Genomic DNA, 17711 nt, shown 5'->3' with positions numbered 1-17711 from the left:
GCCCTGACGCATTCCGCCACCCATGCCCCCTCCCATATGCGCTGCAGATCCCTGATAGGCCAAGCTTTGCAACGTAAGATCGGAACCGGGTTTGCGTCCGCTAAAATCAACCCACAGTTCAACACGTTCGGCAGGCGCAAGCATGATGTAGGGTAAAGTTTCGGGCTTCTCCAGTAATCCACCGTCCGTACCGATCGCTATCATTGGTGTACCATCCTCCCAACCCAGTTTGTAGATTCTGGAATTTGATCCATTGAGTATGCGCAAACGATAGGCTCTGGTTTTTACAGGAATAGTGCTGTTTTCTTGGCCATTGACCAGAATCGTGTCACCCAGAAAACCTCTCATCCGCTGGTGCCTATTAAGCATATAACGTAATTGGTTGCCATTGGTAAAGCTACGGTCTTGAATGACAAGCGGGATATCAAATTCACCACTGGGCAAATCCAGTTTTCGTTCCGCTTCATCGGATATGGTGATGAGGCCTGCCAAGCCTTGATATACCTGAGTGGCGGTTAATTCATGCGTGTGTGAATGATACCAGTTAGTGCCAGCAGGGTTCTTCACCTCAAATTCATAGACATACTGTTCACCACGATAGATGGCGTACATAGGATGTCCGTCCATTACCTGTGGCACATGCATGCCGTGCCAGTGGGTAACACACGGCTCTGCCAATTGATTATAAAAGTATATCCGGACTTTCTGGCCCTGCTCGAAATTGAGGATTGGTCCTAAATAACCTGGCAATTCTTTAAGGGCTGATTGGGGCCCCTTCAGCAATTTTCCAGTGTACTTAAAAACATGAGTATGAGCGCCCGGAAGAATAGGGACATCAGCGGTTTGAGCGGTTAATGCGATTTCAACATCGGCTTTGAATAAATTGTTGGGAGTCTGATTAAACTCGCGGCTTTCTGCCAATGCAAATCCGGGCAATGTCGTGGCGAGTGTACCTAATGCTGCATATTGCAGGAATTGACGTCTTTTATAATCAATGTGTGTCATGATTAACCTCTCGTGTGACAACGACAAGTCTTATGATGGTTAGAAAACTTAATCAATATTAGGTATTTCTATTTCTCAGAATAATAGCCTGCAGCAAGATTACTACCTGTAAATTAGTGTACCAGTTCAACCATAATTAGCAACCCGATTCCAGCAAGGTATGGAAATTCTGTTTTGTGGATTCAAGGCGATTTAACTGTGCACCGATCTTCTATTTTTCCCCAGATTTCATTAAATCCACTCATGGGACTTTCGCCGCTTCTCGAGCTGGTGTCTGATATAACACTTTCTGCCGTTCTAATTGTTCCACTATCGGCATTTAAACCACCAAATTAGCGTATAGCCAGCCTGTTGCTGCATTTATTGCATCACTTAGTGCGTCGCTTTGATTTTGATTTTGATTCAAGTGAATCATGACATCCTTGATACTCCTTCTATGCTTCTGTGTGCTCATGCAAGCCAGAAAATTTCCAAATTCCTTGCTTTATTGCCGGATTTCAGTATTCATTCAGGACAAATATACAAGAAATAAAGGATGAATTGACTATAGTATTCAATGCATCTTGAGATTAATATCATAATACTCAAGTTCTTACGATTAGATTGTAATTAGCTGGAGTGAAGTGGTTTCCATCAACAGCACAACCTGAGAGTAAAAATGTGCTGAGAATGAATAAATCAAAATGAAATATTTTTTAGGAGTATTTGAAATGCGTGTTATACCTGTTTTAGCTTTTTTTGCTTTGGCAAGCGGCCCTGTTGCAGCGGCCCCTGTGATCTTCGACTTCGCAAACCTTATGTATACAGGTTCCACCAATAGTGGTTTTCTGCCAACGGATGGTGTTCCTTGTAGCGGTGGCGATCTGTGTAGTTCAAATATTGCAACGACGCTCGGTGGTGATCTTACATACACCAATGGCGGCCTTACCGTACACGCGTTAGGTTCCTACAATGGCGGGGCTTTTGGTTCAGGAGCAGCGGTCGTTCAGGATCATGAAAATGCCTACAACGGAAAACTTTCAGGAAGTGATGCAATCGGCGCAGGTTTAGGCGTTTACCACAAGAGCAGCGATACCAGTGACGATAATATTACCTCACATGAAACGCTTTGGTTACATTTCGATCAGACAGTTTCGTTATCTTCTGTGGGTTTGCGCTCAGAAGGTCATAATACAACCAGCTGGGGTTCTGGAAAAACCTTCGAATATAGTTTCGACAATTCAACTTGGACCACAGGATTGTTGCCACTTAACGTAGGTCAATTCGGTTTGATTCACGAAGGGAGTGATTTCTACTTCCGATTCGGCGGCAGCCATGCAGATCAATTCTATCTCAGCTCAATGACTGTGTCGGCAGTTCCAGAACCAGAAACCTATGCGATGTTGTTGGCAGGATTAGGCTTAGTCGGTTTTTCGTTACGTAATCAAAAAAGATAATAATAAAACCGGATTTCTCTCTTAGCATCTGCTGAGGGGAAATGTTTAAAGAGAGATCAATTCATCTCAGAATTAGATCTCTCTCTTTTTCAGATTGCGTTGATTCGTTGTGGATATCATGGTTCGTATAGGAAAAATAAACGCCTTTTTTTCTAAAGTTCATTATACACAAGAGTGGCCTTATCATGGCTTGCAGCCATACATCTATTTTTCTTTGTTCGCGACCCGCTATGCTTTGTTCGCCTCGCGGGCTTGATGAAGCTTTTTGTAGCTTCCGATTAGTCTTAAGTGCTTGTCTAAGCCTTCTAGCTTCATGCTGGTTTTGGTTAGGCCAAAGAATTTCACTTCGCCAGTTACAGAGCCGATCACATTGTCCATGGTTTTTTTACCGAACATTCTATTCAAGTTGTCGATAAAATGCTCAAGCGCCAATGCTTCGTCCAAAGTGATCTCAAGTACGGCATGAACTGCTTGATAGAACAAGCCGCGTTCTACGGTGTTGTCATTGTATTGCAAGAATGCTTCTACTAACTCAATGGCCTCATCAAGATTGCCTAAGGCAAGGGTGATAAGAATTTTCAGCTCAAGAATAGTCAGCTTTCCCCAAACCGTATTTTCATCGAACTCAATTCCAATCAGGGTTCTAATGTCCGTGTAGTTATCCAGCTGACTTTCTTCTAAACGCGCCACCAAACTCGCCAAGGCATCATCACTCAGCGAATGAATATTCAAGATATCTTCGCGGTAATCCAGCGCCTTGTTGGTGTTGTCCCAAATAAGGTCTTCGATTGGATACACTTCCGAATAATCCGGTACGAGGATGCGACAAGCTGTGGCGCCCAGGTCATTAAAATTGGCAATATAAACTTCTTTGCCCAGTCCCTTCAAAATGTCCAATAAGCGATCCTTTTCCTCTTCGTTGGTGCCTGAGAAATCCCACTCGCAGAATTCATAGTCATGCTTGCTACTAAAGAAGCGCCAAGAGATCACACCCGTTGAATCAATAAAGTGCTCAACAAAATTTTCTGGCTCTGTCACTGCCAGGCTATTAAAAGTTGGCCGTGGCACATCATTTAAACCTTCAAAGCTGCGGCCTTGTAATAGCTCAGTCAGGCTGCGCTCCAGCGCCACTTCAAAGCTTGGGTGGGCGCCGAATGATGCAAATACACCACCCGTCTTAGGGTTCATTAGCGTCACACACATCACTGGAAATTGGCCGCCTAATGAAGCATCTTTAATCACCACGGGGAAACCATTCTGTTCCAGAGCGTTAATGCCTTCTAAGATGCTTGGGTACTTTTCAAGCACGTGTTGCGGCACGTCTGGCAAGGCAATCTCTTCTTCAATAATTTGTTTTTTTACCGCACGTTCGAAGATTTCCGATAGACACTGCACTTGCGCTTCATGCAGGTTATTGCCCGCACTCATACCGTTACTTAAGAATAAATTCTCAATCAAATTAGATGGGAAATACACGGTTTCTCCATCGGACTGACGCACAAAGGGGATAGCGCATATGCCACGCTCAACCAAACCCGAGTTGGTGTCAATCAGATTTGAGCCGCGCAGTTCACCGTCTTGATTGTAGATATCTAAACAATATTCATCCAAAATGCCTGCTGGCAGCTCGTCATTTGGCCCCGGCTTAAACCATTTTTCATTGGGATAATGTACAAAGTCGTGGTTGGCAATTTCTTCGCCAAAGTACTGATCGTTGTAAAAGAAATTGCAGTTAAGGCGCTCGATAAACTCACCTAGCGCCGAGCAAAGCGCGCTCTCTTTGGTTGAGCCTTTCCCGTTGGTAAAACACGCAGGCGACGCGGCATCGCGTAAATGCAGCGACCACACATTGGGCACGATATTGCGCCAAGAGGCAATCTCGATCTTCATGCCAAGGCCGGCCAAAATACCCGTCATGTTCGAGATGGTTTGTTCAAGTGACAGGTCTTTCCCTAAGATGTAAGTGCTGGAATCGCCTTCTGATTGACCCATCAGCATGATTTGTGTGTCTTCGTCGAGGTTCTTAATCGGCTCGATTTTAAACTCAGGGCCAGTTTCCACTACTTTTTTCACTGTACAGCGGTCAATCGATCTTAAGATACCTTGGCGATCTTTATCAGAAATACTTTCTGGCAGCTCCACTTGAATTTGAAAGATTTGGTTATAGCGGTTTTCAGGATCAACAATATTGTTCTGCGATAATCTGATGTTTTCAGTAGGGATGTTACGGGACAAACAATACACCCGCACAAAATAACCCGCACAAAGGGCCGATGAAGCCAAGAAGTAATCAAAAGGACTGGGTGCTGAGCCATCACCTTTGTAGCGAATAGGCTGATCAGTAATGACAGTGAAATCATCAAACTTAGCTTCAAGTCTGAGATTGTCGAGAAAATTAACTTTGATTTCCATTGAATAGTTTCCGGAGTCGTGCGCCGCAACGCGAAAGCGTTTTAAACCTTTTTCTACTTGAGGTTTCCAGCGGCTGCCAGTCGGCGGGTTGATCTTTATTGGGGAATTATCTGACTTTTCGCAGCAATAGTCTTGGGTAAATTACTGGTAAAAATGGTTCCAGAATCAAGAATCCTTGTTCTTGCGAACAATAACCCCAACTGTCGTTGGATGCAATTGATAGAACTCCCCGATTTCTCGTTGGCTGTATGCACCGGTTTTGTAGGCGGCAATGATCGCTGCTTTGCGGTCTTTGTGTTGCGCTGCAATCTCAGACAGAGGCTTTGCAATCGGCCGCTTTTGCTGCTGGGGTATATTTAAATCGTCTTTTTCCTCGCCGATTCTTTTCTGCATTTCAGTGACGAAAGCGATATCCCCTAAATAAATTTGTCCCTTCAGATTCGACCATATCTCAGGTTGATGTTGCACGCCTTCCAGGACAAATTGCCGATATCGCTCCATTGCAATTCTCCTTTGCTTTCCAAATAAAGATAATATCCAGTCCGTTGCCAGCCATTTGGGTTTTGCAGCATCTCCCGCCATTGCTTGATAGCTACTCCACGGCCAGTCTTCAAGTCGCTTGACCATGCCTTTGGCTCTTAGCGGATTCAAAACAACATAGCGGGAAAGCTCCAGCAAATAACGATCCTTATCCACCAGGATTGCCTTGTAACGTCCTTGAAAAAGATGACCGCCACGTCCATGCCGGCGATTTGACGCCTGGGTATAAACGCCATTGAGCTGGCGCATACCTTTTGACAAATTGCCGTCAAGCGTTTCAATGATGAGATGATAATGGTTATCCATCAAACAGTAGCCATGACACAACCAGTTAAAATCAGCCACAACCGTTCCAAGAATTTCTAAAAACCTTACCCGGTCATCATCATCTTCATAAATGGCTTCGCGGCGATCTCCACGCGAAGTGACGTGGTAAAGCGCATTCGGGAATTCTAAACGGAGTGGTCTTGACATAGTTTGCAGTATACACTTATTTTTCTTGATTCGCGACCTGACCCCTATTGTTCGGGTTCAATGGTAGAATGAGGGTTTCTCTTTGTTCGATATTAGGTTGAAAGCTCATCCGCAAGCTTAAATAGCTCAACACAATGACTTCCTTGCTCAATATAGCTTATGACAGATTTATACTCATCACTAACAACATATTGTTCCATAGTTGGTTTCTTTGGGTCACGAAATTCCTTTATTACTTTCTTCGCTAAAAGTATTGGTAATAGTTTTGATGTAAAAACCTTAGATCTTATGTGTCCTTGCTTTCTTGGATAAAAATTTCCTCTCTCGTAAAATAACCTAAAAATCTTAATTAAATCATCGCGAACTATTTTAGTATTAGATCTAATTTCACTTTCTTTCTTACTTATCAAATGTTGAATTGAGGAAATATCGCAGCCTTCAGAAAAAAGATTACTCCAGGTTTTGATTTTAATTCCATCTCTAGGCTCTAAAGTTCTGAAAAACGAATACCTGAATCGTGTTTTTTCATCCATGAGACACTCCCAGAAATACTCGAAATTATCAAAGCTGCAATTAGTTAGCTGTTTTCCTCTAAAATCGAATATAGGCCTATCATTACCTTCTCCAAAAATATCTATTAAACATAATCCAGTGATTTGTGTGCCGTCAGAAAACAACTTCTCAATTAAATCTGTTCGTTTCTCAGTATTTAATTTATATCCTTCTGTTTTTTGAAGTGCGCATAGCAAGAATACTAATACTGCGGATACAATCGTTTCTTTTTTTTGTTCTGCTGATTCTGAAAGAAATTCAATTATGGTTATACAGAAAATGACCAAATCATCATCAAATTGAATTCTTTTACACAATTCCTCAGTGAAGCTACTATCATATTTAATATAGCCTTTTATTATACTTGCAGTTCTTTCATCTAGCTTGTTTACATCCATGTTCTTGAAAAAACTCACTAAGAACAGTGTCTTGAAATATATGTTAAAAACATCGTATCTAAAGGATAAAGTGTTTTCTGAGCATATAAGAAGAGGATGCCCTTTTATTTTCTCGATCAATTGATCATCCACAATTGAATCTGTAATCGAATTGAGTACTGACTTTATATCATAGAGGCTAATCCCGTTTTCTTTTCTCGCTGAAATTTCCATAAAAAGCTTAACTTGCTTATTTATGTCTAGGGTTTCAAGCTTTGTAACTTCTCGATTACATACGCTAGCAACTAAGAAGTCAGTATGATTTTTCTGTGAAAGAATATTGCTATCAAGTGAAGTATGAGATGAAAAATCTTCATGTTTTGTCTTGATAAGATACGAGATCATATCAAGCAAAAAAGGTATGAAAACTAGTTCTGAGGACACGCCTTCATTCTCAGGATCTTCAATAGCCAGATTTCTTCCTATCTCTAGGGCTTTTCGTATTTTTTTATCATCACTATTTAATGACTTGACAAAAAACTCTTCAGCCAAGGTCTCATTAAAAGCTTTTAATGTTATTTCTGGAACAAGAATATTTTTTCCAATATCATTCCAAAAATGATCGCGGCATGTTATTAATATTTTGGTTCGATTTAAATCTGATGTGTATTCAGTGGAAACTGAGGAAATAAAAGAATCAACATCAAACCTACTTCCTAATTTTGCTATAACTTCATCTATACCATCCAATACTATAATTATGCTTCCATTATCCATTGAGAGCTTCAGCAGTTCTTTGCTAAATTTAGAGTTTTCTTCGTTACCAACAGCTACTTGGGCCTCATAGAAATCATATACATCTTCGATCTTTTTATTTGGACCAGCATTTCTTGCTAATTCATCTATAATTTCCTTGGAATCAATAAATAATATTCCAGAATTTTTATTCTCCTTAAAAATACAGTCCAAGAACTGTTTTGCAAGCGTTGTCTTTCCAATTCCTCCGTGGCCTTTAATGACAAATAATGGCTGAGAATCTGAATAAAACCATTCCTTTAATTTGTTAAATGCCGATAAATCTTTACGTTCATCTTCGTCATAGAGACTATCGATATATATTGGTAGGTTGTATTCATGGTAGTCAAGAATGCAATCTTTATATAAAAACTCATAACCAAATTCATCAATAAAATATACAAAACTGGTCCCAAATATGGATTTAATATTCTCTTTTCTCTTCTCTACATCCTTAATTTTAGGCTTGTCTGTTAGTATTATTGACTTGTTAAGTATTTCTATAAGATTATTTTGCTTAATGTAACCCAGAGTCTTACTTTGATTAGAGTCGCTATGCAGGTAAATAAATTCACGAAAAGAACCGAAGGCATCAGTCAATTTAAATACTTCAAATACAACGCCTTCCTTCCAATTTTTTACCTTGATGGGATAGTTGATCTCTAATGAGAACCCGGAATTCTTATTAATGTAAAGCTGAACAGTTTTTTCTATGCTCCTCGCAAATTTATCGATTTTATCTTCACTTGTTTCTTTGTTGATTTGATGACTAGATTTATATCTAGCAAACTCGGTTTGTAGTTCACGTATTTCTGACGGTGATGCTATCCTAACTTCATCAGAGCATTGCCCTTTTCGGACAAGCACTGTTCCAGTATCCAACGTTCTGGTCTTCGTTTTTAATTCGTTTCTTAATTCTGTTAAATGAAAAGGAGATGGTATTTTAAGAATCAACATATCCTTTCCATCAATAGTCAGAATAAAAATATCTAAGTTTAGAAGTGCCGGAGAAGTGTATCTTTCTAATTTTTCTAATAGATGTTTCTTAAACAACTTTATATTACTTAGTCGTTTTATATTACTTAGATTTATATCATGTAGAGTTTGATCTGACTCAGAGTAGCCAAACACCAAGTATCTAGATTGACCGACATAGTTCAAGTAGCCATTAGATAGAGATATAACATCTTTTAGTAATTCGCCCCATTTGTTAGCCATATCTTTACTAGGGGTTGAGTCATTCCAATACCACTCTTTCTTGTATTCTAGTATTGGAGACTCATCGCTTTTCGATAACTCTCTGAACTCAATCTCTGTTACCAAAGCTTCTTTATCCTAAATAGAAAATGTTGTCATATGAAGAACTTGTAGAATCTAAAAATCAAGCTAAAAAACGGTGTCTAGAATCAAGAAACCCTGTTCTTAATGCTCGTGAAGCATAACCTCAATTGTCGTTGGATGCAATTGATAGCCACGCATCAAGGGCCCATCAAGGTAGAGTAGAAGACAGGCTCTCGCCAATCCTCCCTCATCAAACCGTACGTGCGGTTTTCCCGCATACGGCTTTCCGATGTTCTTCAAAAACGGTGTCAGGTCTAGAATCAAGAATTCCTGTTCTTTATGCTCGCGAAGCATAACCCCAATTGTCGTTGGATGCAATTGATAGCCACGCATCAAGGGGCCACGTCTACAACCAAGAATAATTGTTCTTGCGGCATTAGGTGTCTCGATAAATTAAAAATGCACGTACACTTCAAAAAACGGCAAAAAACCCATTCGGAATTTACAAAGGGAGTAAACATGCAGTATCTCGTGCAGGCCGTTTAATTCAAACACCAACCTTGATCCTTTATGCATAATTGCCTACACTTGCATGCATTACATAAGGAGGTATCATGAGAACCACTCTAGATTTACCCGAAAATTTGTTAAACGAAGCAATGCGAGTAACCCACGCCGAAACCAAAACCGCTGTTATCGTATTGGCACTAGAGGAGTTAATCCGGAAATCAAAAATTTCGGATCTTAAGAAATTCAAGGGGAAAATCGAATTGGATATTAATCTTGATGAAATTCGAGTGCGCCAGTAATGGCGGTATTGGTCGACACGTCTGTCTGGATCGATTATTTTCGAACCGGTAATCAATCAGCCGAACTGGATGATCTCATCGACGAAAACGTTATCGTTACCAACGATTTGATTTTGGCCGAATTAATCCCCTTCTTAAAGCTGAAGCGCCAAGCAGAAGTAGTTAAATTGCTGAGCGAAATAAATCGACTACCGCTGCAAATTGATTGGGACGATATTATGGATACGCAATTAAAATGCTTAAAATCCGGATCCAATGGGATTGGCATTCCCGATCTCATCATTGCTCAAAATGCAAAGGAAAACCACTGTGCAATATTTTCGCTCGACAAACATTTCCAAATGTTGGGCCAAGTTATTAAAGTCAAACTATATACCGAGCAAAAGAATAACAACATCTAAAGGGCACCTCTAAACTTTGGGGATTCGATTCTCTGACGCGTATTCAGTGGGGTCAGGGGCTAGGTACCGAATCATCGCGAGTCACCCAAAACAAAAATCCCCTCACAATCAGACACTCAGCCATCACTCAACCACCACCTGCTGCACCTGCATCGGCCAAATCCCTTTCTCAATCGCTTCCCGGCCATCAAATACAATATAACTCTGCCGCCCATAATGCGGTAGCGGGCGTATCAGCGCTTCGAGTGATGCGGCATCTTTTGCGGACACGATGGCCAGTGAGGCGCCATCGGCACGAGCCAGTGTCCAGGCTTGTGCGGTGCCTTTTTTGTTGATTTCCTCCGGTCTGGCTGGCAGTTGTTTCGCGGCAAGCCACGCATCGATTGCAGGTTGCAGACCAATGATCAGGGTGGGCGCTGCAGAGAGTTGCTGATTGGCTGCGATGAGCTTGGGTGCGCGCTGTTGCAGTTTGCTGGCGAGGGTCTCGGCGATTTTGCGGACTTCGCCTTTGTCGGTTAAAACGATGGTTTCGGTGGTGGGATTGACCATCACTTCGCGCAGGATGGGCGGTGCTTCATTAGGCGCCAGTTGGCGAAACAAGCGCAAATCCGGATCGAGTGAGACGGATAACGGTTTATCCGGCAATGTCAGCGTGAATGTTTGCTGCTCTTGGTGCAAATCGAGCCATTGAATTTCTGTTTTTTCCTGACTCTGGATCGCAACCGGAACCCGTAGTTGATACGCCGGTTCGGATTGGCTCAGTGTGATCGATAACCCATAGCCTGAATCCGCCGGAGCGCTTTTTGCTTCGCTGATGGTGATTTCCGGTGCGCCAGTGCGTTCCAGCCATTGCGTAAAGAACGGTTGCAGATTTTTCCCTGAAATCATTTCAAACATTTTCTGCAGATGTTGCCAGGAGGTGACTTTGAAGCGCTGCACGGCCCACAATCCTTGGATGCCGAGATTAAAGACCGTTTCACCCAATTCATCTCGTAGCATGAAGAAAAACATCGCCGCTTTGTTATATCCGACAATCTTCGATGCGCTATGCGTGCGCGAGGTAAATGCAGTCAGCGGGGCATCCTGCCCCGGTTGCAACACGGCAAAATCTCGCAACCAGCCCAGGCGCATTTCACGTGCGGCTTCGCTGCTTTCCTGTTCCTTATACGCGTAATCGGCCATGAACGTGGTCAATCCTTCCGACCAATTGCCGCTTCGGTAATCCGGATAAACCCCATTGCCCCACCAGTTGTGCAGCACTTCGTGGCCGAGCGAAGTATCGCGGATAAACGGCAGTTGCAGCACATTGATGCCGAGATAGGTCAATGTCGGCATGCCAAAACCGGTTGGCGTGGGGCTGGAGACAATGCTGAACTCGCTATACGGATACTCGCCTATCCATTTTTCATATAGAGACAGATAGCGTTTGACGGCATCCAGATAGTCGCCCGAAAGATTGCTGATTTGCGGATGGAAGTAGGTGCGCAGTTGAATCGGCCGGTTGTTGATATTTGGGTACGTCTGCGTTTCAATTCCATACGGCCCGGCCATCAAATCAATTCCTTCGGCCGGATGCGGAAATTCAAAAGCGGCGCGGTAGCCTTGTGCGGATTCGCTCTCTTCAATTAACCGCCCTGCCACTAGGCCACGCTGCCCGGCAGGTAATTCCAGTGTGACTTTATAGCGCGCCAATCCGTCCGTAACGCGTGGATACCAGCCGGATGCATCGGGTAAGAAGGTACCGGTTTCCCCGCTGGCTGCAACCGGTCTACCCAAAGTCTGCTGATGATCGAGTGAATCGTCCAGTTGCGCCAATTTCCCCCGCCAATGAATCTCAAACTGATGCTGTTGACTGAGATTGAAAGGAATCTTCCAAAGATGCGGCTGATTGGCCTGTTCACGGCCGATGCCCAGTAAGCCGCCATTAAATAGCGCTTCGGTGACTTCAAATGCCTGCCCCAGCACCAGGTTAATTTCCCTGGGATTTTTAACTGTGATGATGCTTTTGCCTTCGATGGTGCGGGCGATGGGATCGATCCGTACCGTTATATCGTAATCAATCTCGTTATATTTGACGGGGGCCGCAAAAGCAGGCTGTGCAACGCTGCCGATGAATAAAAAAATGAGAAAATTTCTGATGAATGTGTGGCCTGTCATAAGTAAATAAAGTATCGATTAATGGGCATCTCTAATGTTTGAGTAATGGAAACTTGGCGATGATTTGCATTTCTTGATCATCTCTTTTTATTTTGAGTGGCATCCAGGTTCCCGGCGCCTGACGTTTCACGATGGTGACAACATCCTCGGTATTTTTAAGCGGCAAGCCGGCCATTTCAAGAATCACATCGGAATCCTGCAATTTGGCAGCTTCGGCGATGCTATTTTTCTCAACTTGCAGCACCACGGCTCCGCCTCTGCCCATTTCAAAGCGGATACCCAGCCGCTGGAATTGCGGCTGAAAAGATTCGGAAACATTGGGCAGAACGCCAAACACTGCATCCGCCACACCTTTCACGAGATTTTTACAGGACTTATCGCTGTCCCACGGCAACAACGCAGCAACATTCTGAACGCCCAAGTCATGCAACTGATGGGTAACACCAAAACCATGCAGCACATGGCCTGCACCCATCACACCGACAACCAATGGTTTTTCCGAACCGGTAGATTCCGCTAAAGCGCGGTGGAGGACCTGCGCCATGGCGCGATCCCATAATTGCTGCCCGGAAATAAAGCGCCTGAAATCCGGATCATCCTGATTCATTTCCCCTTTCTGTTTATCTTTGCGATCATGCTGCTTATAAATCGGAAATAAATAATCCAAATAAGCCTGGCTTGGTTCGGCAGGTCGCGTCAATCCTTCACGTTGTTCTATTGAGACACCATAAAAACCCTTTTCCGACACCAGACGCCGCAAACTGGCTTCAATATTCAAAGCGCGCATGGGGATATGGTTCATGCGCGCAAAATGAAATAAGGGCAGATACAGATTGGCATCGGTATTCCAGACCCGGTCCCATTCTGACGCCCGCAGAAATTCTTTTTCCGTTAACTCACCGGCTACCCATTTATCCAGCACTGCCTGCACCCGGCGCGGAAACATTTCGAACCCGATCACCATGTTCGGACGCACCGCGTGCAAGGCAACCAGCGTTTGCAATTGCCAGCGGTGATGATCGGCATTGACGTGCGTTTCACCCAGCAGCACCACCGAGGCTTTCGCCGCACGCGAGATCACATCCTGCTGCGTGGTCTGGCCAGAGCCTGGAATCACCCAATTCCCCAATGGCACACAATCCTTTGGCACGGGCTTTTTTGCCGGTGTAATGGCAGCCCAACTATTACTCCAGCACAAACTCAATAACAATGCGGTCAAGCTCAAAATTCTGTTGCGTCGGCTTATACTAAAATTCGTCATTTCTGATCATCCTGTTAATAGATCAATTCCTAAGAAAACACCGTTGATTCCATCCCTGGTTTGACAAACCTACCACGACGGAATGAACACATTACCGTTCGCTCTGAGCTTGTTGTCATCCAACCCACTTACGCGCATTTCTGAACAGGCGCATCCACGGGCCATCTTCAGTCGAGCCAGATCGCGCGTTGGGGTACCAGGAATGTTGCGATACCCGGAACACCCGCTCCGGATGCGGCATCAACACATTAAAACGTCCATCGGGCGTGGTTAACCCGGTTATTCCCTGAAGCGATCCATTCGGGTTATAGGGATAATTCTCGGTAACTTGCCCGTAATTATCCACAAAACGCATCGTCACCAATGCAGTGGCATTCTCCGGTTGCGCGGAAGAAAACTCAACCCTGCCTTCACCGTGCGCCACGGTAATCGGCATCCGGCTGCCCGCCATGCCGTCAAAAAATAGCGACGGGCTTGGCTGTATTTCCACCATCACAAAGCGCGCCTCAAATTGCTCCGACACATTGCGTTTAAAGCGCGGCCAAGCTTCAGCACCGGGAATGATTTCATGCAAATTGCTCATCATCTGACAGCCATTGCAAACCCCCAGCGCAAACGTATCGGCACGCTGGAAAAACGCCTCAAATTCAGACCGCGCGCGGGAATTGAATAAAATCGACTTAGCCCAGCCTTCGCCCGCACCGAGTACATCGCCATAGGAGAATCCGCCGCACGCGACGAATCCTTTGAAATCTTTTAACGACACACGCCCCGCGATGATATCGCTCATATGCACATCGATCGCAGTAAAACCTGCCCGGTCAAACGCCGCTGCCATTTCCACATGGCCATTCACACCTTGTTCTCGCAAGATCGCCATGCGGGGATGCGCTCCGGTTTGGATATACGGCGCAGCGATATCTTCATTCGCATCAAAACGCAGTGCAACCTGCAGACCGGGATCAGCGGCATCCAGAATGCGGTCATATTCCTGTTGCGCACAAACCGGATTGTCGCGCAGTTTTTGCATCTGATACGTGGTTTCCGACCAGGCGCGCTGCAAATCGATCCGTTTCTCTGCCAGCACGGGTTTGTTATTGCGCATCAGGCGGATTTCATCGGTTGCGTTCAGTTGTCCGATGACAAAACTGGCATCGCGTAACCCTGCTTCGGTCAGCACCTGCATGACTTCCTGACGCTGCGCGGTTTTAATCTGCAAAACAACGCCCAATTCCTCATTGAACAGCACAGCAAACAAACGTTCCAGGAAGCGACCGCCCAATTGCTCGGGCCGCAATTCAGATCCGTCGATATCACTACACTGCGCGTCAAAACACAACTGATCCAGATTCACCGTCACTCCGGTATGCCCGGCAAACGCCATTTCGCACAACGTCACAAACAGACCGCCGTCGGAACGGTCATGGTAAGCCAATAGCTTGTGTTCCAGATTAAGCTGTTGGATCGCGGCAAACAGCGCCTTGAGTTTGGCGGCACCGGCTTCACCGTCGATATTCGGCGCGGCATTGCCGACTTGTTTATACACTTGCGCCAGCGCTGAACCGCCCAGACGACTCTGCCCGTGCCCCAGATCAATCAGAATCAATTCGCTGTCACCGCAATCGGTGCGTATTTGCGGCGTCAAAGTTTTGCGCACATCGGTGACACTGGAGAACGCGGAAATAATGAGTGATAAGGGTGCAGTCACTTCTTTGCGAATCTTCGCATGCGTCTTTTGATCGGTTTCTTCCCAGGCGGTCTTCATCGACATCGAATCTTTCCCCACCGGGATGCTGATACCCAGTTGCGGGCACAGTTCCATGCCGACGGTATAAACCGCATCGTATAACCCGGCATCTTCGCCCGGATGACCGGTTGCCGCCATCCAATTGGCCGAAAGCTTGATATTGCCGATATCAGTAATCGCCGCGGCAGCGATATTGGTGATCGCTTCGCCGACCGCCATCCGCGCTGCCGCTGCCGGATCGATCAGCGCCAACGGCGTGCGCTCGCCGATGGCAAATGCCTCGCCGAGATCAGTCTGATACCCCATGCTGGTCACCGCGACGTCGGCGACCGGAATCTGCCACGGGCCCACCATTTGATCGCGAGCCGTCATGCCGCCGACACTGCGATCACCAATCGTGATTAGAAAAGTTTTATCGGCCACCGCAGGCAGATGCAAAACCCGGTAGGCGGCTTCGGTCAAATCCGTACCAGACCAATCGAGTGCCGGATGTATTCTGTCGCCGTGAACAGCAGTGCGAGTCATTTTGGGCGGTTTTCCCAGCAATACCGACAACGCCATATCGACAGGCGGTATTGCTGATTCTTGATCAATCACCAGCAATTGTTCATCAGCGGTTGCCTCACCCACGACTGAGAATGGGCAACGCTCGCGCGCGCAGATGCTTTGAAACAGCGGGAGCGATTCCGGTTTGATGGCTAATACGTAGCGCTCTTGCGCTTCGTTACTCCAGATCTGCATCGGTGACATGCTGGATTCCTCGGAGGGAATATCCCGCAATTTAAAACGCCCGCCTCTGCCGGAGTCATGCACCAATTCCGGAAATGCATTGGATAAACCACCCGCGCCGACATCATGGATGAATAAAATCGGATTGCCTGCACCGGTTCTTTCCAACTGCCAGCAACGGTCAATCACTTCCTGGGCGCGCCGTTCCATTTCCGGATTGCCGCGTTGCACCGAGTCAAAATCCAGTGCTTCCCGATTGGTACCGGTATCCATGCTGGAAGCCGCGCCACCGCCCAATCCAATCAGCATACCCGGCCCGCCCAATTGAATCAGCAAGGTACCGGGCGGAAATTTTTCTTTGCGCACATGCCGGTCCGAAATCTGCCCGATACCGCCGGCCAGCATGATTGGTTTGTGATAACCGCGCATCTCGCCAGCAACGCGCTCTTCGAACGTACGGAAATAGCCCGCCAGATTAGGCCGTCCGAATTCATTATTAAACGCCGCGCCACCAATCGGTCCTTCCAGCATGATTTGCAGCGCAGAAGCAATGCGGCCGGGTTTGCCATACGTTGACTGGCCATCGGGATTAGAACGATCGTATTCCCACGGTTGCGCATAACCGGGAATATTCAAATTGGACACCGAGAAACCGGACAAGCCGGCTTTCGGTTTGGCGCCACGGCCGGTTGCACCTTCATCGCGAATTTCTCCGCCGACACCGGTTGCAGCACCGGGAAAAGGTGAAATAGCGGTTGGGTGGTTATGCGTTTCGACTTTCATTAATAGGTGTGTTTTTTCTTGGGCGTAACCATAAACCTGCTGGTTACCCGGATAAAAGCGCGTTATCTCCGCCCCTTCAATGACGCTGGAATTATCGGCATACGCCACAATCGTGCCTTGCGGATGCGTTTGATGCGTGTTGCGGATCATCGCAAACAGCGATTTGTCTTGGGGTTTGCCATCCACAATCCAATCCGCATTAAATATTTTATGGCGGCAATGCTCGGAGTTCGCCTGGGCAAACATCATCAATTCCACATCGGTCGGATTGCGCGCAGCTTGCGTGAAATGATAGGCCAGATACTCAATTTCATCCGCCGATAGCGCCAACCCCATGGCTTGGTTCGCCTGCCGCAGCGCTTCGATACCGCCGTTCATCACGTCAATGGTGTTAAGGGGCTTCGGTGCAAAATGCTGAAACAACTTGGCCGCATCATCGAATGAACCAAACACGGCTTCCGTCATCCGGTCATGAATGAGTGGCGCGAGACGTGCCTTATCCTCTGCAGAAAGTTTTGTATGACTTTGAATATAAAACGCGATACCCCGTTCAATGCGTTCAATGGCTGTTAATCCGCAGTGGCGCGCAATATCCGTCGCTTTACTCGACCAGGGAGAAATGGTCCCCGGGCGTGGCAATACTAAAAAGAACTCGCCGGGATACGGACTATTCTCCTGCGCCGGATCATTGTTGAGTAACTTTCTCAGCGCACCCAGCTCACCATGCTGCAGGTTTCGTGTTACCGAACAAAAATGCCAGTATTCCGTATGGACCGCGGATACTTGCAGGTTCAGTGTATTAATTTCTTTGAGTAATTTTTCCAGACGAAACGGAGAAAGCGCACGTCCACCACAAAATTGAAGCATCAGAGGAAATAAGCGATTATTTAAAGATTGCAATTTTACACGAGAAGATGTACTTATCGTGGATCATCCAGCGATACTGAAAATT

General features: G+C 45.6%; 10 protein-coding genes. 3 read left to right on the top strand and 7 right to left on the bottom strand.

The features are described from left to right. Positions 1-1005: multicopper oxidase domain-containing protein (locus tag QZ942_RS05780; RefSeq protein ID WP_292993738.1), on the bottom strand; the 1005-nt coding region annotated here is incomplete at its 3' end. Between the two features lie 710 nt (positions 1006-1715). Here QZ942_RS05780 and QZ942_RS05775 point away from each other — a divergent pair. Further along, positions 1716-2441: a PEP-CTERM sorting domain-containing protein gene (locus QZ942_RS05775; RefSeq protein WP_292993737.1), complete on the top strand. Its 726-nt coding sequence runs from the start codon at positions 1716-1718 to the stop codon at positions 2439-2441. Positions 2442-2669: 228 nt separating this feature from the next. Here the strand turns inward: QZ942_RS05775 and QZ942_RS05770 are convergent, their stop codons facing one another. The 3 genes from QZ942_RS05770 to QZ942_RS05760 form a co-directional block, all read right to left on the bottom strand. Next, positions 2670-4853 (bottom strand): OsmC domain/YcaO domain-containing protein, encoded by a 2184-nt coding sequence (locus QZ942_RS05770; RefSeq protein WP_292993736.1) that lies wholly within the window; start codon positions 4851-4853, stop codon positions 2670-2672. Between the two features lie 165 nt (positions 4854-5018). Beyond that, a complete protein-coding gene (locus QZ942_RS05765) occupies positions 5019-5867 on the bottom strand; it encodes a transposase (protein WP_292993735.1) in 849 nt (282 codons plus the stop codon). Positions 5868-5959: 92 nt separating this feature from the next. After that, positions 5960-8914 (bottom strand): NACHT domain-containing protein, encoded by a 2955-nt coding sequence (locus QZ942_RS05760; protein ID WP_292993734.1) that lies wholly within the window; start codon positions 8912-8914, stop codon positions 5960-5962. A 572-nt stretch (positions 8915-9486) separates the two neighbouring features. Between QZ942_RS05760 and QZ942_RS05755 the strand changes: the two genes are divergently transcribed. Both QZ942_RS05755 and QZ942_RS05750 read left to right on the top strand, forming a co-directional pair. After that, positions 9487-9681 (top strand): type II toxin-antitoxin system VapB family antitoxin, encoded by a 195-nt coding sequence (locus QZ942_RS05755; protein WP_292985666.1) that lies wholly within the window; start codon positions 9487-9489, stop codon positions 9679-9681. Next, positions 9681-10082 carry a PIN domain-containing protein gene (locus QZ942_RS05750; RefSeq protein ID WP_292993733.1) on the top strand — a complete coding sequence of 134 codons (402 nt, stop codon included), beginning with the start codon at positions 9681-9683 and terminating at the stop codon, positions 10080-10082. Before QZ942_RS05755 ends, QZ942_RS05750 begins: the two co-directional genes overlap by 1 nt. A gap of 123 nt (positions 10083-10205) precedes the next feature. Here QZ942_RS05750 and QZ942_RS05745 read toward each other — a convergent pair whose 3' ends face one another. The 3 genes from QZ942_RS05745 to purL all read right to left on the bottom strand — a co-directional run bounded on the left by QZ942_RS05745 (position 10206) and on the right by purL (position 17626). Continuing rightward, positions 10206-12239, bottom strand: a complete 2034-nt coding sequence (locus QZ942_RS05745) for a M1 family aminopeptidase (RefSeq protein ID WP_292993732.1) — start codon at positions 12237-12239, stop codon at positions 10206-10208. A 31-nt stretch (positions 12240-12270) separates the two neighbouring features. Next, positions 12271-13500 carry a ChaN family lipoprotein gene (locus QZ942_RS05740; RefSeq protein ID WP_292993731.1) on the bottom strand — a complete coding sequence of 410 codons (1230 nt, stop codon included), beginning with the start codon at positions 13498-13500 and terminating at the stop codon, positions 12271-12273. Between the two features lie 115 nt (positions 13501-13615). Beyond that, positions 13616-17626, bottom strand: a complete 4011-nt coding sequence (gene purL, locus QZ942_RS05735; protein WP_292993730.1) for a phosphoribosylformylglycinamidine synthase — start codon at positions 17624-17626, stop codon at positions 13616-13618. Between the last annotated feature and the right edge of the window lie 85 nt (positions 17627-17711).

The sequence above is a fragment of the Nitrosomonas sp. genome, from assembly GCF_021731985.1.
Lineage (GTDB): Bacteria > Pseudomonadota > Gammaproteobacteria > Burkholderiales > Nitrosomonadaceae > Nitrosomonas.
This window is presented reverse-complemented; position numbering and strand designations above follow the sequence as displayed.